This window comes from Spirillospora sp. NBC_01491 (assembly GCF_036227065.1).
Taxonomy (GTDB): domain Bacteria; phylum Actinomycetota; class Actinomycetes; order Streptosporangiales; family Streptosporangiaceae; genus Spirillospora; species Spirillospora xylanilytica.
Map to the genome: position 1 here is coordinate 5,592,116 of NZ_CP109432.1, position 26,669 is coordinate 5,618,784.

The following is a 26,669-nucleotide window of genomic DNA, read 5'->3' on the forward strand; positions in this document are numbered from 1 at the left end:
CGTCGCCGCGGGGCGCGAGTGCGTCTCAAGACGCAGATCGTGACGAACACCCTCGCTACCCTGAGCGTCAAACAGACGGCGATGTTCACAAACGTGAAGCAGGTGAGATGTCCGGCGCAGCACTCAGGGCGCTCAGGGCCGGTGACCCGGAGCGGGTCGGGCCGTACCGACTACTGGCACGGCTGGGAACCGGTGGGATGGGCCAGGTCTACCTGGGCAGCTCGCAGGGGCGGCGATCGGTCGCGGTCAAGGTCGTCCACCCGCACTTGGCCGACAGCGCGGTGTTCCGGCGCCGGTTCACCAAGGAGGTCGCGGCGGCACGGCGCATCGGGGGCTTCTACACGGCGCAGGTGGTGGACGCCGACCCGCCGTGGCTGGTGACGGAGTACATCGCCGGGCCGACGTTGCAGGACGCCGTCGACGAGAACGGCGCGCTGCCCGAGGCCGCGGTCGCGGCGCTCGGCGCCGGGCTCGCCGAAGGGCTGCGGGCGATCCACGACCAGAACATGATCCACCGGGACCTCAAGCCGGGGAACGTGCTGCTGGCGCGGGACGGGCCGCGGATCATCGACTTCGGCATCGCCCGCGCGATGGACGCCCCCACCCAGACCGTGTCCATGGTGGGCACACCGGGGTACATGTCGCCCGAGCAGTATCTGGGCGGCGACCTCGGACCGGCCAGTGACGTGTTCTGCCTGGCCGCCGTGCTGGCCTTCGCGGCCACCGGCCGCCATCCCTTCGGGGAGGGGCCGGGCGATGCCCTCGGCTACCGCGTCCGCCACGAGGACCCGAACCTGACGGGCGCACCGGAGTCTTTGCGGCCTCTGATCGCCGCCGGTCTGGAGAAGGACTCCGGCGACCGTCCCCCTGTCGGGGAGTTCCTGGACCGCTGCTCCGCGCTGGCCACGGGCGAGGGAATGTCCCTGCCGAGATCGTTCACCACGATGATCGCCACGCGGGTGGCCGAGACCGAGGTCTTCGCGGGGAAGGCCACCACGGGGGGACGGGAGGAACGCCCTCGGCAGGACCCGCCGCCGCCCCGCTGGCAGCCGCGGCAGGAGTCGGCGCAGGGGCGTCCTCCAGGGGAGCGGCATTCCGCGCCCCATCCGCCCGCCAATCCGCCGCCCCATCCGCCCGCCAGACCGCCCGCCAGGCCGCCGGTCAAGCCGAACGCAGGCGGAGTCGCGGTCGGGGCCGGGGTCGTGGGAGTGCTGCTGGTCGCCGTGCTCATCTTCCTCGCCAACAACGACGAGTCCGGGCCGAGCAGTGCCAGGTCCAGCCCGACCTCGACCGAGACCCCGACCGCGACTCCGAGCCGGATGACCGATGTCACCGGTGACGGGGGGAGTTCCCAGCAGCCGAGCCCGACCCCCGACCCGACCTGGGAGGCGTTCGACGACATCTCGGTCGGTGACTGCCTGGACGCGCTGAAGGACCCCTACGACTCCAGCGAGTGGACCGAGGACATGCCCAACGCGGTCTCCTGCGGCCGGAGTGACGCCTACGTGAAGGTGACCGGGGTGAGGAGCTCGAGCAGCTCGTGCGATTCCAAGTCTCTCGACGGAGAATCCTGGTGGAGGTCCCCCACGCACGACGGGGACAATCTCTACCTCTGCCTGCGGCGGCAGTTCAGGGAGGGCGAGTGCTTCCTGGGCGAGAAGGGCAGCAAGAAGGGCTTGGTGGCCATCAACGGGCATGGCCTGATGACCTCATGGGACTGCGATAAGACCACCGTCCCCAAGGCCTTCGACTACATTCTCAAGTTCACCGGCTATTACGAGAGCAGATGTCCCAGCGGCTCGCGGACATGGGAGGACTTCCGCGAAGGCGTGTTCTGCGCCCGGGTGGTCTGAGGGCGAGGGCGGTCATCGGGTGAAGCCGCGCATGAGCGCCTTGAGCATCTGGGCCGGGTCCGGCTGCGGCACGTTGATGAGGCCGCGGTAGACGACCAGGCCGACGAGCATGTCCGACAGCAGCCACAGGTCGGTGCCGGCGGACAGCTCGCCCCTGGCGATCGCCTGGTCGTAGATCGTCCAGCTCCGCGTCATCCGGTCGCGCATAGCGGTGCGGATGATCTCGGCGACGGCGGGGTCCCGGCCCGCCTCTCCGAAGATCTCCCGGGTCCGCTCCGCGATCTCGGGCGAGCTCCAGGCGGCGAGCGTCTCGGTGACGATCACGAGCAGGTCGCCCTCCAGCGAGCCGGTGTCGGGGACCGCGGGGACCTGGGCGTCCATGGCCAGGGTGAGCGCGTCGAGCAGCATGTCGCGCTTGGTGGCGTAGCGGCGGAAGACGCTGGCCCGGCCCACGCCGGCGGCCGACGCCACCTCGTCCATGGTGAACGAGGGCCCCTTGCTCACCAGCAACGTGACCGCCGCCTGCTTGATGCGCGCATCGACGTCGGGATCGGGCTTGCGGCCGCGAGGCTTCATTGTGATACTCCAAGTATCAGAGACTGTTGGTCTCAGAATTGGGGTCGGACATGAGAGTACTCATCGTCGGTGCCGGCGTCGCGGGACTGGCCGCGGCGCGCGGGCTGACCGCGGCGGGTCACGACGTCGAGGTGTACGAGGCGGCGCCGGAGCCGCGCACCGAGGGCGGTGCGGTCTCGATCTGGCCGTCCGCCACCGGCATCCTCCGCGAGTTCAAGGTCGACCTCGACGGCGCGGGGTGCCGCCTGGAGGCGATGACGAACCGGTCGGTGCGCGGGCGCTGGCTCGGCACGATCGACCTCACCGCCGTCGAGCGCCACTTCGGCGGCCTGCCCGCCCTGCACATCACCAGGCGCGAACTCGTCGAGCGGCTCGCCGAGGGTGTGCCGGTCCGCTACGGCCACGCGGTCGCCGCCGTCGACCCCGACCGTGCGGAGATCACCTTCGCCGACGGGAGCACCGCGCGCGGCGACCTGCTCGTCGGTGCGGACGGCCGCAGATCGGTCATCAGGCAGGCGCTGTGGGACGGCGACGCGAGCAGGCTCAACGGCTGGGCCACCTGGCAGGCGCTCACCTCGCCGCCTCCCGAGATCACCGAATCGGGCCGGGTCGTGATGGTCTCCAACGGGCGGTCGCTCGGCAGCGTGGCCCCGGCCGGACATGGGAAGGCACTGTGGTGGTTCGACCTGCGGGCCAAGCCGGGAAGCCAGTTCTGGGGCGACGCACCCGACCCGATGGACCGGCTGCGCGAGCGGTTCGGTCGCTGGCCGGAGCCGTTCCCGACGCTGCTCGAGCACGCCCAGGGTGCCGACTTCTACCCGCACCACCGGCACCGCGTGCCGACGGTCTGGGGCCGCGGGCCGACCACGCTCGTGGGCGACGCGGCCCACACGATGCCGCCGGCGATGGCGATGGGCACCGTCCAGGCACTCGAGGACGCCTGGGCGCTGTGCGGCTCGCCCGACGACCTGCGCGGCTACGAGCGCGCCAGGTCCAAGACCGTGCGCCGGGTCGCCAGGATGGTGGGCACCGAGATGCCCAGCCGGCAGGGGCCGCTGACCGGTCTCGTCTCCGACGCGTTCTCGACCAGGTCCTACATCAACTGGCTCCGCTCGGCCAGCGACTACCTCCGGCGGTGATGCGGGCCGCCATGGCGGCGGGGACGGCGTGGCCCGCGCGGGCCGGAGACCGGTACTCGATCGGCGCACGGGGAGTACGACCTCGCAGGGCTTCAAGGGGCGCGGCTACGGAAGGCTAGACGGAATCGTGTGCGGCCACGACTCGGCCGACCCCCCCCACCGGACGGCCCGGCGAACTCGACTTAGGTTAGGCTCCCCTTAATCGCGGCCGATTTCGGAGGAAAAGTGGTGCTAGGCGGAGTCGACGGCCGCGGATGAGCGCGGTCATGGAGGAGCGGCTCGCACCCGGGGTCGCGGTGGCCCGCCGGCGGCGGGTCGTGGGGTTGGGCGTGCTCGTGGCGGTCCTGGTGGCCGCGGGGGCGGCGTCGCTGGCCGTCGGCGCGCGGGCGCTGAGCCCCGGCGAGGTCTGGTCCGGGCTGTCCGCGGCACCGGACTCCGACCAGCGGCTCACCGAGATCAGGCTGATCGTGCAGACCGTCCGGGTGCCCCGGACGGTGCTCGCGATCGTGGCGGGCGTCGCCCTGGGGATCGGCGGGGCGCTGATCCAGGGGTGCACGCGCAACCCGATCGCCGACGCGGGCCTGCTGGGGGTGAACTCCGGCGCCTCGTTCGCCGTGGTGGCGGCGGTCTCCGTCTTCGGGTTCGCCAACCCGTTCCAGTACGTCTGGTTCGCCTTCCTCGGGGCGGCGGTCGCCGGTGTCGTCGTGTTCGGGCTGGCGAGCATCGGGCGGGGGGCCGGCAACCCGCTGACACTCGCGCTGGCCGGGCAGGGGATCACGGTGTTCCTGGTGGCGGTGACCACGGCGGTCGCGCTGTCGGACCAGAAGTCGCTGAACGCGCTGCGGTTCTGGAACGCGGGCTCGGTGGCCGGTGTCGGATTTGACGTCATCTGGCCGGTGACCGCGTTCATCGCGGTCGGGCTGGTCCTGGCACTGACCACGCTGCCCGCCATCAACCTGCTCAACCTGGGGGACGACGTGGCGCGGGGGCTCGGGGTGAACATCGCGCTGAGCCGGACGGTCGGCATCGTCGCCATCACCCTGCTGGCCGGCGCGGCGACCGCCGCGTGCGGCCCCATCGCGTTCCTCGGACTCATGGTGGCCCATGTGGCCCGGTACCTGACCGGGCCGGACTACCGCTGGCTGGTGCCGTACGCGGGACTGCTCGGAGCCGTCGTCCTCCTGGTCTGCGACGTCGTGGGGCGCGTGGTCACACGTCCGGGCGAGTTGGACGCGGGCGTCGTCGTCGCCCTCCTCGGCGCCCCGTTCTTCGCGGTCCTGGTGTGGCGCGGAAAGTTCAAGAGCGCATGAACGGAACGGACGTGCAGCGATCGGTGGCGCCGGGCGTGCGGCTCGGCCACGTGTCGTTCGTGTGGCGCCCCTGGCCCGTCCTCGTCACGCTGCTGCTGGCGGCGGCGACCTTCCTGGTGTTCTGCCTGTCCATCGGAGTCGGGGACTTCCCCATCGCCCTGCCCCGGGTGATCGCCACGATCCTCGGCCGGGGCGAGCGGGTCGACCAGTTCGTGATCATGGACCTGCGGATGCCGCGCGCGCTGGCCGGGCTGATCGTGGGGATCGCGCTGGGAGCGTCCGGGGCGATCACGCAGTCCATCGCACGCAACCCGCTGGCCAGCCCGGACGTCCTGGGGATCACCCAGGGCGCCGGCGCGGTCGCGGTGTTCCTGCTGACGGTGTCGGGCGGGACCGCCGCGGCGATCGCCGGTTCGGCGGGCGTGTCCGCGGCGGCCCTCGCGGGCGGTCTCGGCACGGGCCTGCTGGTGTACTTCCTGGCGTGGCGGCGCGGGATCGACGGCTTCCGGCTCATCCTCATCGGCATCGCGGTGAGCGCGGCGATGCAGGCGATCACGAACTGGCTGCTGGTCACGGCCGACATCAAGGACGTGGCCCGGTCCCAGGCATGGCTGGTGGGCTCGCTGGACGGCCGGTCGTGGGACGAGGTCGGGGTGGCGCTCGGGTGCACGGTGGTCCTCATCGCCGTCGTGGCGGGCGTCGCGTTCCAGTTCAGGCCGATGCACTTCGGCGACGAGGTCGCCGCGGGACTGGGCGTCCGGTACTCGGCGGTGCGGGCGGTCATGCTGCTGTGCGCGGTGCTGCTGGCCGGTGTGGCGGTGAGCGCGGCGGGCCCGGTCCCGTTCGTCGCGCTGGTGGCGCCGCAGGTGGCGATGCGCCTGGTGAGGTGCCCGACGCCGCCGCTGGTGGCCTCCGGCCTGGTGGGCGCGTTGCTGCTTATCGGCTCGGACGTGGTGGCGCGCACCGCGCTGCCGGTCACCCTCCCGGTCGGCGTGGTCACCGCCGCGATCGGCGGCCCCTTCCTCGTCTATCTGCTAGTGCGGGCGAACCTCAGACGGGTGGCGTGAAGTGAGACGGAAGCCGAGCAAAGTGGATCTCGTGGCCGGTCGGGAGGCCACCGGCCGGGACGCCACCGGGGCCGGGACCGGGGCGACGGCCGCACGGCTGGCCGCCAGGGGCGTCGCGGTCGGGTACGGCGGCCGGATGGTCATCGACGACCTCGACGTGGCGATCCCGCCAGGGGTGATCACCACGATCATCGGCCCCAACGGCTGCGGGAAGTCGACCCTGCTGCGGACCCTGTCACGGCTGCTCAGGCCGGCCAAGGGCACGGTCGTGCTGGACGGTGACGACATCGTCAAGCTGAAGACCAGGGACGTGGCGAAGAAGCTCGGCCTGCTGCCGCAGGCGCCGGTCGCACCGGACGGGCTGACGGTGGCCGACCTGGTCGCCAGGGGCCGCCATCCGCACCAGGGCTGGCTGCGGCAGTGGTCGTCGGACGACGCCTCCGTCGTGGAGCGCGCGCTGGCCATGACCGGGGTGTCGGACCTGGCCGGCCGTCCGGTCGACGCGCTGTCGGGCGGGCAGCGCCAGCGCGTCTGGATCTCGATGACCCTGGCCCAGGGCACCGACCTGCTGCTGCTGGACGAGCCGACCACCTACCTGGACCTGGCGCACGCGATCGACGTGCTCGACCTGGTGGACGACCTGCACGAGTCGGGACGCACCGTGGTCATGGTGCTGCACGACCTCAACCTGGCCACGCGCTACAGCGACAACCTCATCGTGATGCGGGCGGGGTCGATCCTGGCGCAGGGGCACCCGCGCGACGTGATCACCGCCGAGCTGCTGCACGAGGCGTTCGGGCTGCGCGCCCAGGTGATCGACGATCCGGTGGGCGACCGGCCGCTCATCGTGCCGATCGGCCGCGCCCACGTCCGACCCGGCGGACCGGACCCGGCGGCGAGCAGGGGAAATAGTTAGGTTAGGCTGCCCTTACTTCCACCTGGTAAAGTTCGCCCCCCGGAGACGGGACCGCGGCGGACCGCACGAAAGCAAGGATGTCGAATGCCCCTCCCCCGAACGACACCGACGAAGTCCTGGCGGCGGCTGGCGGCGATCCTGTCCGCCGTGACCCTCGGCGCGGGCCTCCTCGCAGGATGCGGTTCCGGTGCGGCTGAGGAGCCGGGCGACGGCGCGCCGGCCGCCGCGGCCGGCGCGTTCCCGGTCACCGTGGAGCACGCGTTCGGCGCCACGAAGATCACCAAGGCCCCCCAGCGGGTCGTCTCGGTCGGCTACACCGACGACCAGGCCATCCTGGCGCTCGGCACCAAGCCGGTTGGCATGGTCGACCAGTACCCGAACCCGGCCGGCACATCCCCCGACATCAACACCCAGTGGCCCTGGGTGAAGGACAAGTGGGGCGGCGCCCGCCCCGAGGTCGTCATGAGCAACGGCGACTCCGGCCCGAACTACGAGAAGATCGCCGCACTCCGGCCGGACCTGATCATCGCGGTCTACTCCGAGATCGACCAGGCCGGCTACGACAAGCTCTCCAAGATCGCTCCGACGGTGGGCCGGACCAAGGCCGAGAAGGAGCCGTTCAGCGGGCCGTGGCAGGACAACGCGGTGCACATCGCCAAGGCGCTCGGCAAGGAGGCCGAGGGCACCAGGCTGGTGCAGGGCATCCAGGGCAAGCTCGACGCCGCGCGCAAGGCGCACCCGGAGTTCGCGGGCCAGACCGCCGTCGTGCTGTCCTGGTACAAGAACTCGGTCTCCCCGTTCACCTCGACCGACGTGCGCGGACGGCTGGTGTCGGGCATCGGCTACAAGGGCGCGCCGGAGATCGACAAGATCGCGGGCGGTAAGTTCTACACCGTGCTGTCCCCCGAGCGCATCGACCTCGTCGACGTCGACCGCATCTTCGTCGTCAACGACCGGGCCGACCAGGAGGCGCTGAAGAAGTTCGAGCTGTTCGGCAACCTCTCCGCGGTCAAGAACGGCAAGGTCTCCTACCTGCTGGACAGCGAGGGCCCGGCGGTCGGCGCGGCCATGTCCCAGGGCACCCTGCTGTCCCTGCCGTACGCGATCGACGAGATCGTCAAGTCGGTCGGCTAGGTGGGTGAGCACCACTGACACGCGCGTCGCCCCGGCGGCCCTGCGCACGGCGACCGGACGCGAAGCCGCCCGATGGGTCGTGGCGCACTGCCGCGGGACGCCATGGCTGACGGTCGCCGCCGTGCTCGCCACGGTGGCCGAGGCGGCGTTCCAGGTACTGCCGGTGCTCCTGCTCGGCCGGGTGGTCGACGCGGTGGTCAAGGGCGAACCGCCGTCGATCCTGATCACGATCGGGGCCCTGATGGTGGCCGCCGCCCCGCTCGGCGCGGTGGCCGCCGCGGCGTCGACGTACCTGATCGGGCGACTGGGCGCGGACCTGCTCGCGCGGCTGCGGGAGGGCGCCGTCCGGGCGGTGCTCGGAATGCCGAGCGCACGGATCGAGCAGGTCGGCCGGGGAGACGTGCTCTCCAGGGTCGGCGACGACGTCGCCGTGCTCTCCAAGGGCATCCGGACGGCCGTTCCGACGGTCTTCTCGGCGGGGGTGCTGGTCGTCATCGCCACCGTCGGCATGTTCGGCCTCGACTGGCGGCTCGGGCTGGCGGGCGCCGGCGCGCTGCCCGCGTACGCGCTGGCCCTGCGCTGGTACCTCCCCCGGTCCGCGCCGCTCTACCAGCGGCAGCGGGTGGCCCAGGCCGATCGGGCGCAGGAGCTGATCAGCGGTCTGGACGGGATCGACACGGTCCGGGCGTACCGCCTCGAGGGCGCCTTCCGCGCGAAGGTCGCCGGCGAGTCGTGGCGGGTGCGCGATCTCGGCATCGAGGTGTTCCGCCTCTTCGGCCGGTTCGTCGGACGGGAGAACCGCGCCGAGTTCATCGGGCTGGTCCTGATCATCGTGGCGGGGTACGCCCTGCTGGAGGCGGACGCCGCCAGCCTGGGCGAGGTGTCGGCGGCCCCGCTGCTGTTCCACCGGCTGTTCAACCCGCTGGGCTCCATCATGTTCACCTTCGACGAGGCGCAGAAGTCGGGCGCGAGCCTGACCCGGCTGGTCGGGGTGCTGGGGGAGGCCGCGGAGGGCCGGCTGGTGGGCGGCCCGGCGCTCGCGCCGGCGGACGCCGCGGCGTACCCGGTGACGGTCGAGGGGCTGACGTTCGGCTATCCCGACTCGGAGGAGCCGGTCCTGCGGGACGTCGACCTGGCGATCCCGGCCGGCGCCTCGCTCGCGCTGGTGGGGGCGACGGGCGCGGGCAAGACCACCCTGGCCGCGCTGATCGCGGGCATCGGGACCCCGCAGGCCGGATCGGTGCGCATCGGGTCGACCGACCTCGCCGGTCTGGACGAGGCCGGGGCGCGGGCCCTGGTGAGCATCCTGACGCAGGAGACGCACGTGTTCTCCGGCTCCCTCGCGGACGACCTGCGGCTGGCCGCGCCGGAGGCGACCGGCGCCGAGCTGATGGACGCGTTGCGCACGGTCGGCGCGGACGGATGGGTCGACGCGCTGCCCGACGGGCTGAACACCCTGGTCGGCGAGGGCGGCGAGCGCCTGGACGTCACCAAGGGAGCCCAGCTCGCCCTGGCCCGGCTGGTGCTGGGCCGGTCGCCGGTGGTGGTGCTGGACGAGTCGACCGCGGAGGCGGGCAGCCAGGGCGCCGCCGAACTGGAGCGGGCCGTGCTGGCCGCGTGCAAGGGCCGCACCACGTTGTTCGTGGCGCACCGGCTGACCCAGGCGATGACGGCCGACCGGATCGCCGTGCTGGACGCGGGACGCGTGGTGGAGCAGGGAACCCACGAGGAGCTGGTGGCCCTGGGCGGCCGGTACGCGCGCCTCTGGGCGGCCTGGCGGGCGGGCAGTTAGGTGAACCGGGTCCAGGTCGGGCCGGTACGGCTGGAAGGGACGCTCCCGATGACGACTCCTGACGGCCGGCGGCCCCGCACCGGGTCGGAGATCCTCCGGATCGCGCTGCGCCGCAACCTCGGCGCCATGACCGGCGGCACCGTCCTCATGGGCCTCTACCAGGCCGGCGAGACCGCCTTTCCCATCGCGCTCGGCCTGATCGTCGAGCACACGATGCGGGACCGGACCCTCGGCCTGCTCGGCCTGTCGATCGCCGCGCTCGCCGTGATCATCACGACCGTGTCGTTCTCGTGGCGGTTCGGGATGCGCGTCCTACAGAAGGCCAACACGACCGAGGCGCACCGCTGGCGGGTGCGGGTCGCGGCCTGCGGGCTCCAGCCGGTGGCCGGGGACGTCGACCTCAAGTCCGGCGAGGTGCTGACCATCGCCACCGAGGACGCCGACCAGACCGCCGACATCATCGAGGTGGTGCCGCTGCTGGTCAGCTCGCTGGTCGCGGTGCTGATCGCGGCGGTCGCGCTGGGCCTGGCCAACGTCGGGCTCGGCCTGCTGGTGATCGTGGGAACCGTCGCGATCCTGTCGGTCCTGAGCGTGCTGTCCAGGCGGATCGGCACCGGCACCCGCGAGCAGCAGGCCCGGGTGGCGCGGGCCGGCGCGAAGGTCGCCGACCTGATCGCGGGCCTGCGCCCGCTGCACGGCTTCGGCGGCAACCACGCCGCGTTCCGGTCCTACCGCAAGGTCAGCACGGAGGCGAGGCACCAGGCGGTCAGGGTCGCCAAGGCGAACGGCGCGTACGCGGGCACCGCACTGGCCCTCAACGCGCTCCTCGCCGCCGCCGTGACCCTGATGGCGGGCCGGCTCGCGTTCCAGGGCCGGATCACCACCGGCGAGCTCGTCATGGCCGTGGGGCTGGCGCAGTTCATCATGGAACCGCTCAAGCTGTTCTCAGAGATGCCGAAGTACGTGATGATCGCGCGCGCGTCGGCCGAGCGGATGGCGCTCGTCCTGGCCGCGCCGCCGGTGATGACCCCGGGGACGGAGCGCCCGGCCGCGGACGGCGGCCTCGAGGTCGACCGCGTCCGGTACGGGACCCTGCGCACGCTGAGGTTCGAGGTGCCCGCGGGGGAGTTCGTGGCGATCACCTCCTACCAGCCGCGCGCGGCGGCCGACCTGGTCTCGGTCCTGGCCGCCGACGTCCCGCCGGGCGCCTACGAGGGGGTGGTGCGGATCGGCGGGCGGGCGACGGCGGACCTGTCGATCGAGGCGATCCGCGAGCACATGCTGGTGAACCCGTCCAACGGGGAGATCTTCGCGGGCACCCTGCGCACGAACATCGACCCGTCGGGCACCGCCCGGATGGTCCCCGAGGCCGTCCGGGCGTCCATGCTGACCGACGTCGTCGCCCTTCACCGCGAAGGACTCGACCACGGCGTCCGCGACCGCGGCGCGAACCTCTCCGGCGGGCAGCGCCAGCGGCTGTCCCTGGCCCGCGCCCTCGCCGCCGACACCGCCGTCCTCGTCCTGCACGACCCGACGACCGCCGTCGACGCGGTCACCGAACAGCTCATCGCGCGCAACATCGCCGAGCTGCGCCGGGGCCGCACCACCATCGTGATCACCAGCAGCCCGGCCCTCCTGGACGCCGCCGACCGGGTCCTCGTCCTGGACGACGGCGCCATCTCCGCGGAGGACACGCACCGGAACCTCCTCGGCACCGACGACGGCTACCGCCTGGCGGTGGCCCGGTGAGCGGGAGCGGGTGAGCGGGGGCCGGTGAGCGGGGGCCGGCACCGGCTCATCCGGGCGCCCACAACCGGTCGGCCCCGCCTGCGGCGAGCCGGTCCCGGTAGACGTCGATCTTGTGGTCGATGACCTTGAGGTTCTCCCGCACCTCGGCGAGCCTGGCGGTCACCTCGGCGCGGTGGGCCTCCATCACGGCGAGCCGTTCCTGCTCGTTGCCGGGCCCGGCGGACACGAGTTCGGCGTAGCGGCGAATGGTCCTGATGGGCATGCCGGTGGCCCGCAGCTTGGTGCACACGGTGATCCAGTCCAGGTCCAGCTTCCGGTAGCGCCGCCAGCCGCCGGCGGTGCGGTCGACGGTGGTGACGACCAGGCCGGCGCGTTCGTAGTAGCGCAGGGTGTGCACGCTGACCCCGGTGCGGCGGGCGGCCTCGGCGATGCTCAGACCCGCCTGAAGATCGGGGCGGGCGGGCTCGGGCTCTGGCTGCGGCTTGACTTCGAGCACGCTCTAAATTCTAGCGTCCGTGCTCATGACCGCTTCGATACCGCCGACGACCACGGCCGGTGAGCTCACCCGGCGCCACCGATTCCTGGTGCTCGCGATCTGCTGCGCGAGCGTGATCGTCGTGGTGATGGACATCTCCATCGTCAACGTCGCGCTGCCCGCGATCCGCCGCGACCTGCACGCCTCGGTGTCCGGACTCCAGTGGACGGTCGACGCCTACACCCTGGTGCTGGCCGGCTTCCTGCTGCTGGCCGGGTCCACCGCCGACCGGATCGGCCGCCGGCGCGTCTTCCAGATCGGTCTCGCCGCCTTCGGGCTCGGCTCGCTGCTGTGCGGCCTGGCGCCGGGCATCGGCTGGCTGATCGCGGCGCGCGCGCTCCAGGCCGTCGGCGGCACGATGCTCAACCCGGTGGCGATGGCGATCACCGTCGACACCTTCCCCGAACCGGCCGAGCGGGCCCGGGCCATCGGCGTCTTCGGCTCGATGTCCGGCCTGGCGCTGGCGCTGGGCCCGATCGTGGGCGGCGCCCTGGTCGACGGCCTGGGCTGGCGCTCCGTCTTCTGGATCAACGTGCCGATCGTGGCCGCCGCGCTCGTGGGCACCGCGCTGCTGGTGCCCGAGTCCCGCGCCGCCCGGACGCGCCGGTTCGACCCGGTGGGCCAGACCCTGATGATCCTCATGCTGGGCGGCCTCGTCTACGCGGTCATCGAGTCCGGCGCGCTGGGCTGGACCTCGCCGGCCATCCTCGCCTCGCTGGCCGTCGCCGTGCTCAGCGCGCTGGGCATCCTCGGCTACGAACCGCGCCGTGCCGACCCGCTGCTGGAGCTGCGCCTCTTCCGCAGTGTGCCGTTCAGCGCGGCGATCCTGATGGCGCTGTTCGCCTTGTGCGGGTTCAGTGCGTTCCTGTTCGTGACCACCCAGTACCTACAGAACGTGCGCGGCATGTCGGCGCTGGCGGCCGGGCTGTGCCTGCTCCCGGTCGGGATGCTGACCGTGGTGCTCTCCCCGCGCACCGGCCGGCTGGTCGGCGCGCGCGGTCCCAGGCTGCCGCTGGTGGTCGCCGGGGCCGCGCTGGCACTGGGCGGCGGCGCGTCGTTCTGGCTCGGACCGGCCACCCCGCTGCCGGCCGTGCTCGCGGTCTATCTGCTCTTCGGCGTCTTCCTGGGCACCGTCAATCCGCCGATCACCAACACGGCGGTCTCCGGAATGCCCCGCTCGATGGCCGGGGTCGCCGCCTCGCTCGCCTCCGCCGGCCGGCAGACCGGCACCACCCTGGGCGTCGCGATCACCGGGACGATCGGGGGATCCGCCCTGGCCCGCGGCGGGACGGCGTTCACCCGCGCGGAGCGCGGCGTGTGGTGGCTGATCATCGGGCTCGGCGCAGGCATCCTGGTCCTGGCGCTGCTCAGCACCGGCCGCCGGGCCGCGGGCACCGCCGGGCGGGCGGCGGCACTGTTCGAGGCGCTCGACCGGGGCCCGGCCGGCGAGCGGTCGAGCACCCGCCGGGTCAGGTGACCAGGCCGCTGCGGTAGGCGTGGACCACCGCCTGCACGCGGTCGCGCAGGTTGAGCTTGGCGAGGATGCGCGACACGTACGTCTTGACGGTCTCCTGGCTGATCACCAGCGTGGTGGCGATCTCGCGGTTGGACAGGCCGTTGGCGATGAGGCGCAGCACCTCCAGCTCGCGCGGGGTCAGCGCGGTGTCGCCGGGGGTGCCGCCGGTGGGGCGGATCCGTGCCGCGTACCTGCCGACGAGCTGCCGGGTCACCTCGGGTGCCAGCAGGGCGGCGCCGGTCGCGACGGTGCGGATGCCGTGCAGGAGCTGCGCCGGCGGGGCGTCCTTGAGCAGGAACCCGCTCGCCCCCGCGCGCAGTGCCTCGTACACGTACTCGTCCAGGTTGAACGTCGTGACCACGAGGACCTTGACGGGGTGGGCCACCCCGGAACCGGCCAGCAGGCGGGTCGCCTCGATGCCGTCGAGCACCGGCATCCGGACGTCCATCACCACCATGTCGGGGTTCACCTGGGCGGCGAGGTCGACCGCGGCGCGCCCGTCCCCGCATTCGCCCGCGACCTCCAGGTCGGGCTGGGCGTCGATGATGGTGGCGAATCCGGTGCGGATCAGTGCCTGGTCGTCGCAGACCAGGACCCGGATCGGGGCGCCTATGACGGGCTCCCCGCGGGGATGCGGGCCCGGACGACGAAGCCGCCGCCCGGCCGCCGGTCGGCGCTGAACTCGCCGCCCAGCGCGTCGACCCGGTCGCGGAGCCCGGTCAGGCCCCGTCCGCTGCCGCCCGGGGACCCGGACGCGGAGCCGGAGCCGTCGGTGCCGACCTGCACGGTGATCTCCCTGTCGTTGTAGTGCACTTGGGCCACGGTGCGACTGCCGTGGGCGTACTTGAGGGCATTCGTCAGGGCCTCCTGGACCACCCGGTAGGCCACGAACTCTGCGCTGCCGGCCGACTCCGCCGGCTCGCCCTCCTGGGTGAACTCGACCGGCTGGCCGGCCTTGCGCGTCTGCTCGACGAGCGTGCGGAGTTCGCCGACCGACGGTACGACGGCGTCGGTGCCGTGGTCGGGGTTGAGCAGGTCGAGCAGATGCCGCAGATCGCCGATGGCCCGCCGGCCGGTGTCGCTGACGGCGCTCAGGGTCTCCTCGAGGCGATCGGGTGCGGCGGTCAGGTACCGGGCCGCCTCGGTCTGCACGACCATCGCCGTCACGTGATGGGTCACGACGTCGTGGAGTTCGCGGGCGATGCGGGTGCGTTCGGTGGTGCGGGTGGACTCGGCGACGCGGCGGCGGCGTTCGGCCTCGGCGATCCGGGTGGAGCGCAACCAGGCCCCGATGCACCATGCGGCGACCACCTCCACGTAGAACACCAGGAAGCCCTCCGGTCCCTCGGTCGAGCCGAGCCCGTCGAGCACGACCGCCAGCGCCGCGTACACCAGGGACAGGACGGCCCCGGCGGTGCGCCGATGACGTTCCAGATGGGCGCCCGCGCTCACCAGCGCGAAGGCCAGTGCGGTGCCCGCGACCATGTGGTAGCTGCCGAGCTCGGCGAGGAGGAAGCCGAGCGACACCAGGGCGAGAGAGACGGCGGGCCACCGCCTGCGGACGGCGAGCGGGAGGGTCTCCAGAGCGAGCACCACGGCGGCCAGCGCGTCGAAGGGGCGGGCCGGCAGGTCGCCGACCTGTGTCTCCTGGCCGTCCAGCACCGGCAGGAACGACAGCACGATGAGCAGCAGCGCGAACGGAAGGTCCCGGACCACGACGTCACACCGCCGCCACACGTCCGGAATCCGCCGAAGTGTGATCACTGGGGGAGCGTAACGGTCGCGGCGGGTCCGGACGGCGCGATCGGCCGGACACCCGCGTGGCGGTCAGGCCGTGGACCGGTCGGCCCGGCGGACGGCGCCGCCGCGGGCCAGCGCCATGCCGCCGAGGAGCAGGGCCGCCGCCGCCAGGGCCGCGCTCACCAGCATCGGCGAGCGGAAGCCGAATCCGGAGCCGATGGCGAGACCGCCGAGGGTGGGGCCGGCCATCGCGCCGATGTTGAGCGCGGCGGTCGAGAACCCGCCCGCGAGCGTCGGTGCGTCCGCCGCCGAGTAGAGGACCTGGGAGACCAGGGTGGAACCGACCGCGAACGAGAGCGCGCCCTGGATGAGGACGAGCGCGAACGCCGCGATCGGGCTGCCCGCGGTCATCGCGAACAGCACCCAGCCCACCGGCAGCGCGGACATGCCGATCCCCAGCAGATGCAGGGGCCTGCCGTCGGCGAGGCGCCCGCCCACGGCGACGCCGGCGAACGCGCCGACGCCGAACACCACCAGCGCGGCGGGGACCCAGCTCTCGCCGAGCGCGGTCACGCCCGTGACCACCGAGGCGAGGTAGGTGAGCGTGCAGAACGTCGCACCGTTGACCAGGGTGCCGAGCAGCAGCGTCACGGCCGGCCGGGGCCTGCCCAGCGCGCGCAGCTCAAGGCGCGCGCCGGGTGCGCCCGGGTCTGCGGCATCGGCGGGCACGGCCCGCAGGATCGCCAGGGCCGGCGGGACGGAGATGACGGCCACCGCCCAGAACGCCGAGCGCCAGCCCCACTGCCCGCCGATCAGCGCGCCGAGCGGCACGCCGGCGACGAGGGCGATGGTCACGCCGCCGAGCAGCACCGAGGTGGCGCGGCCCTTGGAGTTCGCGTCGACCATCGCCGTCGCCGCCGTCAGGGCGACGGCGAGGAAGCCAGCATTGGCGAGCGCGGCGACCACCCGGGTGGCCAGCAGCACCGGGAAGCTGCCGGTGACCGCACCCAGCACGTGCACCAGCAGGAAGACGACGAGGAAGACCAGCAGCGTCGCACGCCTGGGCCAACGCCGGCTCAACAGCGCGACCAGCGGTGCGCCGATGACCATCCCGACGGCGAACGCCGAGGTCAGTGAGCCCGCGGTGGGGATGGACACGCCGAGGTCGGCGGCGATGTCCGGCAGGAGGCCGGACAGCATGAATTCCGAAGTTCCCTGGGCGAATACCGCGAGCCCGAGAACATAGATGGCGAAAGGCACGAACAAGCTCCACGACTCATCGAAAGAGGTGGGATCGGATTCAGCGCGCCCCGGCCGCGTGCTGCGGCCGGAGGCGGCGGTACCTGAAGGAGGTCCAGGCGAGAGATGTCAGACGATGGCGAATCGGCCGCGGATGGGGCCCGGTCAGAGGAATGACTCACTCAGGACGCGGGTGCTCACGCGGCTGCGAAGACGCCACCGGTGGTGCCGGTGGCTACCTTCTTGACGCCTCTGGGCTGGACACGAGCGGAAATGTAGCAGCGCCGTCGCGGGCCCGTCCACCTGTCAGTTCCCGGACGGTCGAGCCGCGTCCCGGCGTTCTTCCGCGAGGTCCCAGATGGAGGGGTGCCGCCGGACCAGGCCGGCGATCGCCAGTTCCAGGCGCTCCTCATCGGTCATGTCGTCCGGCACCGCCCGCTCCTGCAAGGGCACGATGCGTTCGAGTTTCGCTGACATGGGCCACCAGTACGCCATGTCGGCCTCCGCCCGGGCGGCCACTTCGGCCTCCTCCAGCAGGGCCAGTTCCCGGTCGAAGCGCGCCAGCGCCTCCGCCGTGCTCCGCTCCGTCGCGGCGTCGACCGCGATCACGTGCGCCAGGTAGGCGTCCCATTCGGCGGCGAGGTCGTCCTCGGGGAAGTGCACCCGTTCGACCCAGAACATCGTCTTCTCGGCCTCGCCCGCATCGTGGTGTTCCCAGGCGATCCAGCATCGTGGTGACAGACCTTCCACTGCCACCGGTTCCACGGCGTCGGTGCGGACCTCGGCCTTCCGCCACGTGTAGGGGCTGGTCGTGGTGTGAACGGTGACCATTCCCTCCGCTGGGCCGGGCATCATCTCCCCCTCGACGCCCATGAAGGGCCCGCCGACCACCCTGACGATCACCGAATCCACGGACGCGGCTCCCCTCCCACTGGAATACGCCCAGCACTATAGAGCGTCAACCCGAACCCGGGCGGCGACCCGACCGACGGCACCGCCCCCCTGTCGGCCACAGGCGACGAGGCACGCACGACCATTCGCACACTCCTCCCGATCCGATCGGCGCCGCCTTTCCGGGCGACCGAAACCCCATTGTCGTCACGCCAGGTAAGGGAAGAACCAGCCTGAGTCACACACGCAGGTCAACCGCTCCCGCACCAGGCCGCACGGGCCGGGCGGACGCGTGAAGGCCCGACTCGAAAGCCGTGAATCCTCCGTCGCGACGGAATCACCCCGAGGTGGAAAGGGTGACTCGCCGATCACGTAACGCGCCTTGCGGACCGGCCTCCTGGACGCCACTCGAGGCGATGGCCCTGTGTACAGATGATCTAGGTCTGGCCCGGTCGTAGCATGAAGGTGACGCCCGTTCCGGAACGGCCGACGGACGGCCCGTAGGACATCGCGCACAGAGAATCCGTCCCAGGACGGAAAGGGCGCGGGGGTTGTGGGTGATCACTTCATATCGATCACCTCCGACCAAGGAGCGTCATGAGGAGAAGAACCACTGGCGGCCTCCTGCTCGCCGCCGTCCTGGCGGCGGGCGGCGCGGCCGTCCCCTGGGAGGCGGTGCAGGTCGCGCGGGCCGCGCCGGCCGGGGGCGGGCCTGCCGCCCTGCCCGCGGGCAGCACTGGACGGTGATGTTGCTGACCGGCGACGTGCCGGACGGCGCCGACAAGGTCGCGCCGTTCTCCAGCGCAGGGCCCCGGCGCGGCCGGCCCGCGGCCAAGCCGGAGATCACCGCGCCGGGCGTGGACATCGTCGCCGCCCGCGCGGCCCGGACCATCGGGGGCCGCCCGGTCGACGACCGCTACACGCTCATGTCGGGGACGTCGATGGCGGCCTCGCACGTCGCGGGCGCCGCCGCGCTGCTGCTCCAGAAGCACCCGGACTGGACGGGGGCGCAGCTGAAGGCGGCCCTGGTCGGCGCGTCGCACCCGCTCGGCGGGGACGTCTACCGGCAGGGCGCCGGACGGCTCGACGTAGCCGCCGCCGCGTCCGCCCCGCTGGTCGCCACCGACGCCGTCCCGCACGCGGGCACCTCGGCGTACCCGGGCCGTCCGGCGCTGACGACCAGGGTCGGCTTCGCCTCCGCCGGCCCGGCGCTGACCGCCGACCAGTCGGTTCGGGTCACCGACCGCGCCGGCAAGGAGTACCCCGGTGCCGCGAGCCTCGCCGAGGCGCGGCTGGCCGTCCCGGCGAACGGCGCGGCCAGGACGGTGCTCACGCTCGACGCCGCCAAGCTCGCGGCGCATCCCGGCCTCTACATCGCCCACGTCACCGCCACGAGCGGGGGCACCACGGTGCGGACGCCGGTCACCTTCGAGGTCGAGCCCCCGAGCCGCACGCTGACGATCGTCGGGAAGGCGCTGCCGGACACCCGGGTCTTCGCCGGGGCCGCGACCGTCACGAGCCTGGACGACACCGCCCCGATGGACGAGTGGGTCCGGCTCGAAGGGCCGGACACGCCGCTCGGATGCGGGTGCCCGAGGGCCGGTACTCCGTGCTCGGCACCGTCCAGGACGGCGATCAGGAGGCCGCCGGCAACCGGATGGCGCTCGGCGGCGACCCCGACGTGAAGGTGGACCGGGACGTCACCGTCACGATCGACGGGACGAAGGCCAAGCAGGCCGTCGCGTCGGTGCAGGGCCGCGCGACCACGGCCGGATCGGTGCGGGCCGTGGTCGCGCAGGGCGACGACCACGCCTCCTGGGTCCGGGTGGTGTGGGCGTACGCCCCGGACAGCAAGGTCTACCTCCAGCCCAGCGAACCGGTGTCGACGGGCTTGCTCCAGACCTACCTGACCGTCCGGCTCAGCGCGCCAGACACCGTGTGGGATCTGATGGAGCCGCTCGGCGCCCAGGGGCTGCCCGCCGACCCGGCCTTCACCGTGACGCCCGCGGTGCAGCAGCGGCTGGCCCGCATCGACCAGCGGTTCGCCGCGTTCAACGGGGACACGGGCAAGGCCCCGGTGGCGACGCGCTACGGCGTCTTCCCCGAAGGATTCCTGGCCAACGACGACTCCTCCGAGGTGAAGCCGGGTTCGACCCGCACCGACTACGTCAGCACGGGCGAGGGCAGGCGCTGGGCGGAGTCGGTGCTCCCCGGCCCGACGGTGGAGTCCGGGGAGGGCGAGACGCCGTGGGCGGAGGTGGAGCCGCTCGTCGTCTACAAGCCCGGCAGCCGGGTCACCAAGAGCTGGGGTGTGCAGCCGCAGCACCCGGGCTTCATCGCGGCCGGGGCCGATTCCCTCAGCGTCCTTCCCCACGAGCCCGCCACCCGCACCCGGGGGCATCGGCGAGAAGCTCTCGAACCTCGCCGAGTTCAAGGTCGGGGAGAAGCCGGCGACCTACCGCCTGACCTATGACGCCGACCTCTCCAGGCTGCTGCCGGCCGCGAACCGGACCTCCAGCACGTGGACGTTCCGCTCGTCCGGCGCCGACGCGGGCCGCGGTGTCGCGAATCTGCCGATGCTCCAGGCGCAGTACGACCTGGGCTGGACCTGATGAACCGCCCGACGGGCGCGCCCGCCACGTTCACGGTGGCGCGCGTCGGCGGGACCGCGCCCGCGGAGGTCACCGGGCTGAAGGCGTGGACCTCGCTGGACGACGGCACGACGTTCCAGCCCGTCGCGGTCGCACCGCAGGGCGGCGGCCGGTTCTCGGCCACGTTGCCGAAGCCGGGCGCGGGCCAGAAGGTGACGCTCCGCGTCAGCGCGCAGGACAAGGGCGGCAGCGGCCTCGACCAGACGATCCACCGTGCGTACTGAACGCCCCCGGCCGGCGTCACGACGTGGCCGCCCCTTTCGGGAAAGCGGAAGCCGCCTGCGGTTGATACCTATGCGACCGCCATCCGCGATAGGGAAAGGCACCACATGACAGGGGAGCCCTCACCCCGTCCGGCCGACGACTTCGAGGGGGTCGCCGACCTCTATTTCGCCGAGATCCGCCGGTACGGGGCCAAGCGGCTCGGACCGGACGCCGCCGCGGACGTCGCGGCGCAGACCTTCCTGGAGGCGTTCCGGCAACGTCGCCGCTACAACCCGGAGCGCGGGTCCGTGCGCACCTGGCTGTACGGCATCGCGACCAAGGTGGTCGGCAGGCATCACCGGTCCGAGTCGCGCGCCCTGCGGATGTACGCGCGCCTCAGCCCGGACCGCGACGCCGAGGAGCACACCGAACGGGTCGACGCGCGGGTCAGCGCCGAGGGCCTGCGCGGCGAGCTCGGCGCGGCGATCGCGGCGCTGCCGCGCGGGCAGCGCGACGTGCTGCTGCTCGTGGCCCTGGCCGACCTCAGCCACCAGGAGGTCGCGACGGCGCTGGGGATTTCCTACGGCACGGTCGGCTCCCGGCTGAACCGGGCCCGGACCAGGCTGCGCAAAGCGCTGGGCGGGACGAATCCGATGCTCACTTTGGAGGAACAGCATGGATGAGGTGCAGATGGTCCGGGAGTACTACCCGGAGCCCGCCGCGGCCCCCGCAGGGGAGGTCGGCCGGCTGAAGGCGCTGCTGGCCGAGCCGCCGCGCCGGTCCCGGCCGCGGCTGGGGTGGGGGCTGGGCGGCCTGGTCGCGGTGGGCGCGGCGGCGACCGCGGCGGTCACCCTCGTCGGGGGGAACACGCCCGTGCCAGGTCCGGTGAACCTGAACGGCACGGGGACGGTTCTCGCGGCGGCGGCGAAGGCGGAACAGCAGCCGATGGGCAGGTACTGGTACTCCCGCGAAGTCGCGGGCCAGTCCTACATCATGCGTCCGAAGACCGGGACCTACGCGGTCACCGGCGCGCTCGGCGAGATGTTCAGCTGGTCGGACGTGCGGCCCGGGGCGGGCGGGCAGGTCTCCAGCCGCGACCTGCCGACCCGTCCGCTGACCGAGCGGGACGCGGCACAGTGGCGCAGGGCCGGGTCGCCGTCGAGCTTCCGCGTCTGGTCGAACGACCACTACACCACCTTCACCACCAAGGCGACGAGTTGGCAGACGGGCGGCATAGCCCCCGAGAATACGAGGTTCCTGGACGGCAGGTCGGTCGAGGACATCCAGCGGCTGCCCACCGACCAGGCCAAGCTCACCGAGATGTTCCTGACCCACCCGAGGCTGAAGTCCAAAGATCCGGTGCAGAGGATCTGGGCGGAGAAGGTCCAGCGGAGAGTCACCATCGATGGCAAGCTCGCAGCGGTGGGGGGGTTCCTGAGGAACGCCCCGGTCCAGCCGAAGGTCCGGGCGGGCCTGATGCGGGCGCTGGCGGCGCAGCCGGGCATCCATGAGATCGGCCGCGCCACCGACCCGCTGGGCCGTGCGGGCGTCGCGCTGGCCTCCGACGACCGCGCCGTGACGAACGCCGACGAGTACGGCGTGCCGAAGGCCGAACTGGGCACCTACCGCTACCGCAGCGTGGTCATCTTCGATGAGCGCACCGGCGCGGTGCTGTCCAGCCAGGATGAGCTGACCAAGCCGGGTGGACCGTACGCGGAGATGAAGCCGGGCTTCGTCACCTACTACGCGGCCACCCTCAAGGCGGGATGGACCGACGCCAAGCCCCAGCCCCCGGCCGGCCTTCCGTTCGACTGACCCTCGACCGGCGTACGGCCGCCCGAGCGCCTCGTCGTCTTCGTCCGCCCATCCGCGACCGAAGGCGACGAGGCGCCTACGACCATTCGCTCGAGGTCGCCCGAGGGCGGAAAAGGGTGACTGGTCGATCACGTAGCGCGCCTTGCCGACCGGCATCCTGGACGCCACTCGAGGCGACGGATCCGGGTATAGATGATCTAGATCTTGCCCGGTCGTATCCGGCGCGCCCGGCTTCGCCCGCCGATACCAATTCGAGCCTTGAGCGAAGGCCATCGGCGCTGTTAGCTTCAGCCGGTGGACGACATGCGTGCACAGACGGCGGTGATTGCGGACTTCGCGTCGATTCTTCGTGAACTGCGCAAGTCGGTAGGCAATCCACCTTTCCGGGAGATGTCCGGCAGGTCCGGGGCGATCTCGCACACGACGTTGCATGAAGCCGCGAAGGGGCACAGGCTCCCGAGTTGGGGGACCACGGTCGAGTTCGTCAAGGCGTGCGGAGCGGACCCGGCCGCGTACCGCGAACGCTGGGACGAGGCGAACCGGGTGGTCAGGTCGGCGATCGCCGGGGCTGCCGAGACCGTTCCGGGCACCGCCGTGGACCGTCCGCCGAGTGGGCTCGCGGCCACCACCACGGGTTCCGTGGAACGTCCTGCCGTGCACATCGCCATCGAGTCACCGGTGCCTTGGCCCGTGGGCGAGGCATCGGTATCCGCGCCCATGCCGCCGGCACCGCCCGCCGCGATCGCGGATGTCACCCAGCCGGGCCTCCCCGGGCCGGGAGGTCGAGGGCGATTATGGTTGACCCGCCCGGCTGCGATCGCGCTCGCAGCGGCGGCCGTCGGTATGGGGACGGTGGTCGTGGTCGCCGTCTACCGCGGCTCCGGGCAGGAAGGGAACGGTCCGGAACCGTCCGGCAGCCCCTCGGAGGCCGCGCTCACCCCGGCCGACTGCCCGGTGCACGCGTCCAACCCGGCGGCGGCCCCGCCGACACGCGAGGGCGATGCGGCCGTGTTCATCGCGGACGTCACGCTGCCCGACTGCGCCCGCGTCCACGCCGGCAGGACCGTGACCAAGATATGGCGGCTCAAGAACGCCGGGACGGTGCCGTGGGAGGGATATTCGCTGTGGCGCCTCGACTCCCCACAGCAGGCCGACCAATGCCAGACCATCCCGCACGTTCCGATCAACGACACGTCACCCGGCAAGACGGTCGACATCCGGACCGACATCACCACGCCGAGGAAGCCGGGTTTGTGCTACGTGCGGTTCAAGATGGTGGACGCGGCCGGAAAGGTCGCGTTCCCCGGTAACCGGCCGGTCAACTTCCAGGTCATCGTCGAAGGACCCTGATTCCCCGCCGCGGAGTGCACGGCGGGGAACCAGAGCCCGATGATCCGCGGGGCTCAGGAGAGAGCGATCCCGCTGTAGTAGGACTTGAGGATGGTGGAGTAGCTCGACCCCGCGTTGGCCTTGTCGCGAGAGCCGTACTGCGACATCCAGTCGCCGGTGACCCATCCGCCGCACGCCGTGGTCGTCGCGCAGTACTGGGCCTGAAGGATCTTCCCGCTGCGGGTCATCCGGGTCCCCCACGTCGCGTCCACCGCGGCGTTCGTCGACGCCGTCGCGGAGCCGGGCTTGTAGACCTGGCTCGAGGTGTTGTCGTAGACGTCGAAGCACGCGCCGCCCGAGGTCTTGCGCGTCGAGTGCAGCGCCCAGTACCAGCCGTAGCTCTTGACGGCCATCGCCCCGGACTTGAGCGACTCCGCCGGCCAGCTCGTCACCCACTCGTTGGGCAGGACGTTCTTGACGTAGGTCTCGAACGTCACCCGCTCCACGCGGTTGAGGGACACCCGGTACACCAGGATCGAGGTGGGCAGCGTGCTGTCGGTGCCGTCGGTCTTGCACCCGGTCGGCGGCGGTGTCGAACTCAGGAACTGGTGCGAGGCGTTCTGGTTCTTCAGGCTGGAGTTCAGGTTGCCCTTGGCGCCTGCCTTGAAGTCCTGGTAGGTGCCGCCGTAGTTGCTGTTGAAGTAGACGCGGACGGTCTTGGTGCTGCGGTTCCAGACCGAGGCGGCCTGGTTCTTGACGCACTCGCCCTTGCCGGCGCCCGTGCCCTTGTAGTCGTAGCAGGACGGCTGGGTGGTGCCGTAGTCGGAGACCGAGCCGGTGAAGTCCGAGATCGATCCCGCGTTGCCGCTGTTGAAGTAGTAGCAGAACTCGCCGTTGTCGCAGACACCGTCACGGCTCGCAGCCGAGGCGGGCGATGCCGGGATGAAGGCGGTCCCGCCGAGCGTGAGCGCGGCGGTCGCCGCGGCGAGCCGCGGGATCAGGCGCGCAGTCCGTTTCGACACAGTTGTCTCCTCTTCCGTGGAGGCCGCGGCGTGTTAGCGGACGTTGTAGCCCTGGGAGTTCCAGAACGAGGTCGGGTTCGGGTTGTCCAGCGTCGGGTCGCTGACGCTCTTGGCCGCGTGCGTCTGCTTCCCGAGGCGCATCTCGACGTGGGTGTGCGCGGACGCGCTGGACGACACCCCGTGCCACGCCTCGTCGGCGATGACCTGGCCGCGGCTGATCTGCTGGCCCACGGCCAGGGCGGCCCGCGGAGCGGAGTGCAGGTAGATCACCGTCTTGTTCAGCGAGGAGTTGTAGACGGAGATCGTGGAGAGGCCCCCGCTGCCGTTGGCCCCGCGCGCGATGTAGATGACCTGGCCGGCCACCAGCGCGTGGACGTCGGAGCCGATGCCGCGGGCGATGTCGATGCCCTCGTGCCGTCCGGGGGTGGTGGTGTAGCCGTCGAAGCCGCAGGTGATGCTGCCGCCGCTCAGCGCGTACAGCCCGTACGACATGTTCGTGCGCGACGACGGGTTGAACTCGTGCGAGGCGTTCTGGTTCTTCAGGCTGGAGTTCAGGTTGCCCTTGGCGCCTGCCGCGAAGTCCTGGTAGGTGCCGCCGTAGTTGCTGTTGAAGTAGACCCGGACGGTCTTGGTGCTGCGGTTCCAGACTGAGGCGGCCTGGTTCTTGATGCACAGGCCCTTGCCGGCGCCCGCACCCTTGAAGTCGTAACAGGACGGCTGAGTGGTGCCGTAGTCGGAGACCGAGCCGGTGAAGTCCGAGATCGATCCCGCGTTGCCGCTGTTGTAGTAGTAGCAGAACTCGCCGTCGTCGCACACGCCGTCACGGCTCGCCGCCGAGGCGGGCGAGGTGAGGGCGGCCGCCCCCCCGCTGAGTGCGAGCGCGGCGGTCGTCGCGGTGAGGATCCTTGTGAGCCTACTCATGCTGTTCTCCTTCTGAGGTGCGGAGCCTGGGTCCGGATCAGTCAGCGGAGCTGGTACTCCTCCCACGTGCGGATGGTCACCTTCGGGCCGTCGTCCGGGCCGCGGCCGGCGAGCCCGTTCAGACCGAGGTAGTAGTCACCGGTCTGGTGCTGGGCGCTGCTGGACAGGTCGGTGTCGTTGATGGCGACGGCGTGGATGTGCCACGGCCAGTCGTCCTGATCGGGATTGCGCACCCAGGCCGCGAAGCCGACGACGCGCAGCGCGCGGGCGACCGCGGTGCGGGTGGCGGCGTCCAACCCCTCGACCGAGATGTCGACGACGCCGCCGCCGTCGTGGGTGCCCGCGGACGTGGGGTCGCCGCCGGGGTTGTACGACCCCTGCTCCAGCACGAGGTCGCGGACGAGCAGCCGCTTCGCCTCGGCCAGCATGCTCCGCGTGCGGGTGTTGATGACGACGTCGCCGCTGGCCACCCGGTCACCCGGCTGGATGACGTGGGTGACGGTGTAGCGGTCGGCTCCGAGCTTGGTGAGCGACGTCTTGCCCGGCAGGCCACTGGCGTCCAGACCGGTGTAGCCGAGCGACTTCTGGTACTTGGCGAAGGCAGTGACCGTCGTGGTGCCGAAGTAGCCGTCCACCCACTGCGCGTCGAGCAGCTTCCGGTCGCGCAGCGCCTGCTCGACCAGGAGCACGCTGGCCTTGGCGCCCGGAGTCAGCGTGTCGTCAGCCCGCCGCGGGTCGATCTGGGCCGCCTTGACGGTGGCTTCCATGTTCACGTTCGGCAGGGCCTTGGCGTCGCCGCCCGCCGCCTGCGCCGCGGCCGATCCGGTCAGGGAGGCGAGCAGGGTGGCCGCGACGAGTGCGGCGGCGCATGAGGGTACTTTCATCGAGTCTCCTGAGTGCGGGCGCTGGGGGAGCGGAGCCCGCGACGAGTTCACGGTCACGGATGTGCGCACGCGTTCACAAGAAGATCGTTGTTGTCAGCCTGTTCGCCGTGCACTCCCGTACAGGCGTACGCGCGATCTGACACGTGACGCGGTGACGGGCGGAGTGGTGCTCAGGCAGGTCGGAACGGGGCTCGGTGTGCGAAGACTTCCGAGCGTCCTCAGGAGGCGGTGGCCGCGAAGGGCCGGCCGCCATCGACCTCGCCGGTCTGGACCACTGATCCCGCCCCGGCCACCGCAGGGCCGTGTGCGGTCAGGACACGGGGGGAGTCTTCCTACAGGGTGAACCGTCGGCGGAACTCGTCGAGGTCATCGTCGGCCCGCCCCGC

25 protein-coding genes are annotated in these 26,669 nt (G+C 72.0%); 16 read left to right on the forward strand and 9 right to left on the reverse strand.

The window, feature by feature from the left end; translation table 11 throughout:
• Nucleotides 1–107: 107 nt before the first annotated feature.
• Complete coding sequence (locus OHA34_RS26080; protein WP_329519196.1) at nucleotides 108–1,853, forward strand: serine/threonine-protein kinase; 1,746 nt, start codon at nucleotides 108–110, stop codon at nucleotides 1,851–1,853.
• Between the two features lie 12 nt (nucleotides 1,854–1,865).
• Here the strand turns inward: OHA34_RS26080 and OHA34_RS26085 are convergent, their stop codons facing one another.
• Nucleotides 1,866–2,429, reverse strand: a complete 564-nt coding sequence (locus tag OHA34_RS26085; RefSeq protein WP_329519197.1) for a TetR/AcrR family transcriptional regulator — start codon at nucleotides 2,427–2,429, stop codon at nucleotides 1,866–1,868.
• Between the two features lie 50 nt (nucleotides 2,430–2,479).
• On the opposite strand from OHA34_RS26085, the gene OHA34_RS26090 reads away from it, so the two are divergent.
• From OHA34_RS26090 to OHA34_RS26120, 7 genes are all read left to right on the forward strand, one after another.
• The gene (locus OHA34_RS26090; RefSeq protein ID WP_329519198.1) at nucleotides 2,480–3,568 is read left to right on the forward strand and encodes an FAD-dependent oxidoreductase; all 1,089 of its coding nucleotides are present in this window, start codon (nucleotides 2,480–2,482) and stop codon (nucleotides 3,566–3,568) included.
• Between the two features lie 254 nt (nucleotides 3,569–3,822).
• A complete protein-coding gene (locus OHA34_RS26095) occupies nucleotides 3,823–4,878 on the forward strand; it encodes a FecCD family ABC transporter permease (protein ID WP_285938965.1) in 1,056 nt (351 codons plus the stop codon).
• Nucleotides 4,875–5,945, forward strand: coding sequence for a FecCD family ABC transporter permease (locus tag OHA34_RS26100; RefSeq protein ID WP_329519199.1), 1,071 nt, complete (start codon nucleotides 4,875–4,877; stop codon nucleotides 5,943–5,945). The genes OHA34_RS26095 and OHA34_RS26100 overlap by 4 nt, the downstream gene beginning before the upstream one ends.
• Before the next feature lie 31 nt (nucleotides 5,946–5,976).
• The gene (locus OHA34_RS26105; protein WP_443029592.1) at nucleotides 5,977–6,861 is read left to right on the forward strand and encodes an ABC transporter ATP-binding protein; all 885 of its coding nucleotides are present in this window, start codon (nucleotides 5,977–5,979) and stop codon (nucleotides 6,859–6,861) included.
• Nucleotides 6,862–6,945: 84 nt separating this feature from the next.
• Nucleotides 6,946–7,995 carry an iron-siderophore ABC transporter substrate-binding protein gene (locus OHA34_RS26110; RefSeq protein ID WP_329519200.1) on the forward strand — a complete coding sequence of 350 codons (1,050 nt, stop codon included), beginning with the start codon at nucleotides 6,946–6,948 and terminating at the stop codon, nucleotides 7,993–7,995.
• A gap of 4 nt (nucleotides 7,996–7,999) precedes the next feature.
• The gene (locus OHA34_RS26115; RefSeq protein WP_329519201.1) at nucleotides 8,000–9,787 is read left to right on the forward strand and encodes an ABC transporter ATP-binding protein; all 1,788 of its coding nucleotides are present in this window, start codon (nucleotides 8,000–8,002) and stop codon (nucleotides 9,785–9,787) included.
• A 48-nt stretch (nucleotides 9,788–9,835) separates the two neighbouring features.
• Nucleotides 9,836–11,536 carry an ABC transporter ATP-binding protein gene (locus OHA34_RS26120; RefSeq protein ID WP_285938961.1) on the forward strand — a complete coding sequence of 567 codons (1,701 nt, stop codon included), beginning with the start codon at nucleotides 9,836–9,838 and terminating at the stop codon, nucleotides 11,534–11,536.
• A gap of 46 nt (nucleotides 11,537–11,582) precedes the next feature.
• Here the strand turns inward: OHA34_RS26120 and OHA34_RS26125 are convergent, their stop codons facing one another.
• Nucleotides 11,583–12,032: a MerR family transcriptional regulator gene (locus OHA34_RS26125; protein WP_285938960.1), complete on the reverse strand. Its 450-nt coding sequence runs from the start codon at nucleotides 12,030–12,032 to the stop codon at nucleotides 11,583–11,585.
• Between the two features lie 25 nt (nucleotides 12,033–12,057).
• Here OHA34_RS26125 and OHA34_RS26130 point away from each other — a divergent pair, with 25 nt between their 5' ends.
• The gene (locus OHA34_RS26130; RefSeq protein ID WP_329519202.1) at nucleotides 12,058–13,548 is read left to right on the forward strand and encodes an MFS transporter; all 1,491 of its coding nucleotides are present in this window, start codon (nucleotides 12,058–12,060) and stop codon (nucleotides 13,546–13,548) included.
• Here the strand turns inward: OHA34_RS26130 and OHA34_RS26135 are convergent.
• The 4 genes from OHA34_RS26135 to OHA34_RS26150 all read right to left on the reverse strand — a co-directional run bounded on the left by OHA34_RS26135 (nucleotide 13,541) and on the right by OHA34_RS26150 (nucleotide 17,478).
• Nucleotides 13,541–14,200, reverse strand: a complete 660-nt coding sequence (locus OHA34_RS26135; RefSeq protein ID WP_329522453.1) for a response regulator transcription factor — start codon at nucleotides 14,198–14,200, stop codon at nucleotides 13,541–13,543. The genes OHA34_RS26130 and OHA34_RS26135 overlap by 8 nt on opposite strands.
• Nucleotides 14,197–15,351, reverse strand: a complete 1,155-nt coding sequence (locus tag OHA34_RS26140; protein ID WP_285938958.1) for a sensor histidine kinase — start codon at nucleotides 15,349–15,351, stop codon at nucleotides 14,197–14,199. Before OHA34_RS26140 ends, OHA34_RS26135 begins: the two co-directional genes overlap by 4 nt.
• 63 nt (nucleotides 15,352–15,414) lie before the next feature.
• A complete protein-coding gene (locus tag OHA34_RS26145; RefSeq protein WP_329519203.1) occupies nucleotides 15,415–16,587 on the reverse strand; it encodes a Cmx/CmrA family chloramphenicol efflux MFS transporter in 1,173 nt (390 codons plus the stop codon).
• Nucleotides 16,588–16,872: 285 nt separating this feature from the next.
• Nucleotides 16,873–17,478: a hypothetical protein gene (locus tag OHA34_RS26150; protein WP_285938956.1), complete on the reverse strand. Its 606-nt coding sequence runs from the start codon at nucleotides 17,476–17,478 to the stop codon at nucleotides 16,873–16,875.
• A gap of 576 nt (nucleotides 17,479–18,054) precedes the next feature.
• Here OHA34_RS26150 and OHA34_RS26155 point away from each other — a divergent pair.
• The 7 genes from OHA34_RS26155 to OHA34_RS26185 all read left to right on the forward strand — a co-directional run bounded on the left by OHA34_RS26155 (nucleotide 18,055) and on the right by OHA34_RS26185 (nucleotide 23,477).
• Entirely contained in the window at nucleotides 18,055–18,204 is a 150-nt protein-coding gene (locus OHA34_RS26155) for a hypothetical protein (RefSeq protein WP_329519204.1), read from the forward strand.
• Complete coding sequence (locus OHA34_RS26160) at nucleotides 18,204–19,142, forward strand: S8 family serine peptidase (protein WP_329522454.1); 939 nt, start codon at nucleotides 18,204–18,206, stop codon at nucleotides 19,140–19,142. The genes OHA34_RS26155 and OHA34_RS26160 overlap by 1 nt, the downstream gene beginning before the upstream one ends.
• Nucleotides 19,040–19,930, forward strand: a complete 891-nt coding sequence (locus OHA34_RS26165; RefSeq protein ID WP_329519205.1) for a hypothetical protein — start codon at nucleotides 19,040–19,042, stop codon at nucleotides 19,928–19,930. Before OHA34_RS26160 ends, OHA34_RS26165 begins: the two co-directional genes overlap by 103 nt.
• Before the next feature lie 138 nt (nucleotides 19,931–20,068).
• Complete coding sequence (locus tag OHA34_RS26170; protein ID WP_329519206.1) at nucleotides 20,069–20,332, forward strand: hypothetical protein; 264 nt, start codon at nucleotides 20,069–20,071, stop codon at nucleotides 20,330–20,332.
• 105 nt (nucleotides 20,333–20,437) lie between these two features.
• Nucleotides 20,438–20,995, forward strand: a complete 558-nt coding sequence (locus OHA34_RS26175; protein ID WP_285938953.1) for an RNA polymerase sigma factor — start codon at nucleotides 20,438–20,440, stop codon at nucleotides 20,993–20,995.
• Nucleotides 20,988–22,127, forward strand: coding sequence for a CU044_5270 family protein (locus tag OHA34_RS26180; protein WP_329519207.1), 1,140 nt, complete (start codon nucleotides 20,988–20,990; stop codon nucleotides 22,125–22,127). The genes OHA34_RS26175 and OHA34_RS26180 overlap by 8 nt, the downstream gene beginning before the upstream one ends.
• A 303-nt stretch (nucleotides 22,128–22,430) precedes the next feature.
• On the forward strand, nucleotides 22,431–23,477 hold the full coding sequence (locus tag OHA34_RS26185; protein ID WP_329522455.1) for an NBR1-Ig-like domain-containing protein: 1,047 nt from the start codon (nucleotides 22,431–22,433) through the stop codon (nucleotides 23,475–23,477).
• Between the two features lie 53 nt (nucleotides 23,478–23,530).
• Here the strand turns inward: OHA34_RS26185 and OHA34_RS26190 are convergent, their stop codons facing one another.
• Genes OHA34_RS26190 through OHA34_RS26200 form a run of 3 tightly spaced genes read right to left on the reverse strand, consistent with a single transcriptional unit; the run spans nucleotide 23,531 to nucleotide 26,283 of the window.
• Nucleotides 23,531–24,478, reverse strand: a complete 948-nt coding sequence (locus OHA34_RS26190) for a SpoIID/LytB domain-containing protein (RefSeq protein ID WP_285938949.1) — start codon at nucleotides 24,476–24,478, stop codon at nucleotides 23,531–23,533.
• 33 nt (nucleotides 24,479–24,511) lie between these two features.
• Nucleotides 24,512–25,399, reverse strand: coding sequence for a peptidase inhibitor family I36 protein (locus tag OHA34_RS26195; protein ID WP_329519208.1), 888 nt, complete (start codon nucleotides 25,397–25,399; stop codon nucleotides 24,512–24,514).
• A 41-nt stretch (nucleotides 25,400–25,440) separates the two neighbouring features.
• Nucleotides 25,441–26,283 (reverse strand): peptidoglycan-binding domain-containing protein, encoded by an 843-nt coding sequence (locus OHA34_RS26200; RefSeq protein ID WP_329519209.1) that lies wholly within the window; start codon nucleotides 26,281–26,283, stop codon nucleotides 25,441–25,443.
• Between the last annotated feature and the right edge of the window lie 386 nt (nucleotides 26,284–26,669).

Bases quoted from the DNA above. Each gene is read 5' to 3' on its own strand.
- OHA34_RS26080 (WP_329519196.1), top strand. From the start codon at position 108: ATGTCCGGCGCAGCACTCAGGGCGCTCAGGGCCGGTGACCCGGAGCGG.
- OHA34_RS26085 (WP_329519197.1), bottom strand. From the start codon at position 2,429: ATGAAGCCTCGCGGCCGCAAGCCCGATCCCGACGTCGATGCGCGCATC.
- OHA34_RS26090 (WP_329519198.1), top strand. From the start codon at position 2,480: ATGAGAGTACTCATCGTCGGTGCCGGCGTCGCGGGACTGGCCGCGGCG.
- OHA34_RS26095 (WP_285938965.1), top strand. From the start codon at position 3,823: ATGAGCGCGGTCATGGAGGAGCGGCTCGCACCCGGGGTCGCGGTGGCC.
- OHA34_RS26100 (WP_329519199.1), top strand. From the start codon at position 4,875: ATGAACGGAACGGACGTGCAGCGATCGGTGGCGCCGGGCGTGCGGCTC.
- OHA34_RS26110 (WP_329519200.1), top strand. From the start codon at position 6,946: ATGCCCCTCCCCCGAACGACACCGACGAAGTCCTGGCGGCGGCTGGCG.
- OHA34_RS26120 (WP_285938961.1), top strand. From the start codon at position 9,836: ATGACGACTCCTGACGGCCGGCGGCCCCGCACCGGGTCGGAGATCCTC.
- OHA34_RS26130 (WP_329519202.1), top strand. From the start codon at position 12,058: ATGACCGCTTCGATACCGCCGACGACCACGGCCGGTGAGCTCACCCGG.
- OHA34_RS26155 (WP_329519204.1), top strand. From the start codon at position 18,055: ATGAGGAGAAGAACCACTGGCGGCCTCCTGCTCGCCGCCGTCCTGGCG.
- OHA34_RS26160 (WP_329522454.1), top strand. From the start codon at position 18,204: ATGTTGCTGACCGGCGACGTGCCGGACGGCGCCGACAAGGTCGCGCCG.
- OHA34_RS26165 (WP_329519205.1), top strand. From the start codon at position 19,040: ATGCGGGTGCCCGAGGGCCGGTACTCCGTGCTCGGCACCGTCCAGGAC.
- OHA34_RS26170 (WP_329519206.1), top strand. From the start codon at position 20,069: ATGAACCGCCCGACGGGCGCGCCCGCCACGTTCACGGTGGCGCGCGTC.
- OHA34_RS26175 (WP_285938953.1), top strand. From the start codon at position 20,438: ATGACAGGGGAGCCCTCACCCCGTCCGGCCGACGACTTCGAGGGGGTC.
- OHA34_RS26180 (WP_329519207.1), top strand. From the start codon at position 20,988: ATGGATGAGGTGCAGATGGTCCGGGAGTACTACCCGGAGCCCGCCGCG.
- OHA34_RS26185 (WP_329522455.1), top strand. From the start codon at position 22,431: ATGCGTGCACAGACGGCGGTGATTGCGGACTTCGCGTCGATTCTTCGT.
- OHA34_RS26195 (WP_329519208.1), bottom strand. From the start codon at position 25,399: ATGAGTAGGCTCACAAGGATCCTCACCGCGACGACCGCCGCGCTCGCA.
- OHA34_RS26200 (WP_329519209.1), bottom strand. From the start codon at position 26,283: ATGAAAGTACCCTCATGCGCCGCCGCACTCGTCGCGGCCACCCTGCTC.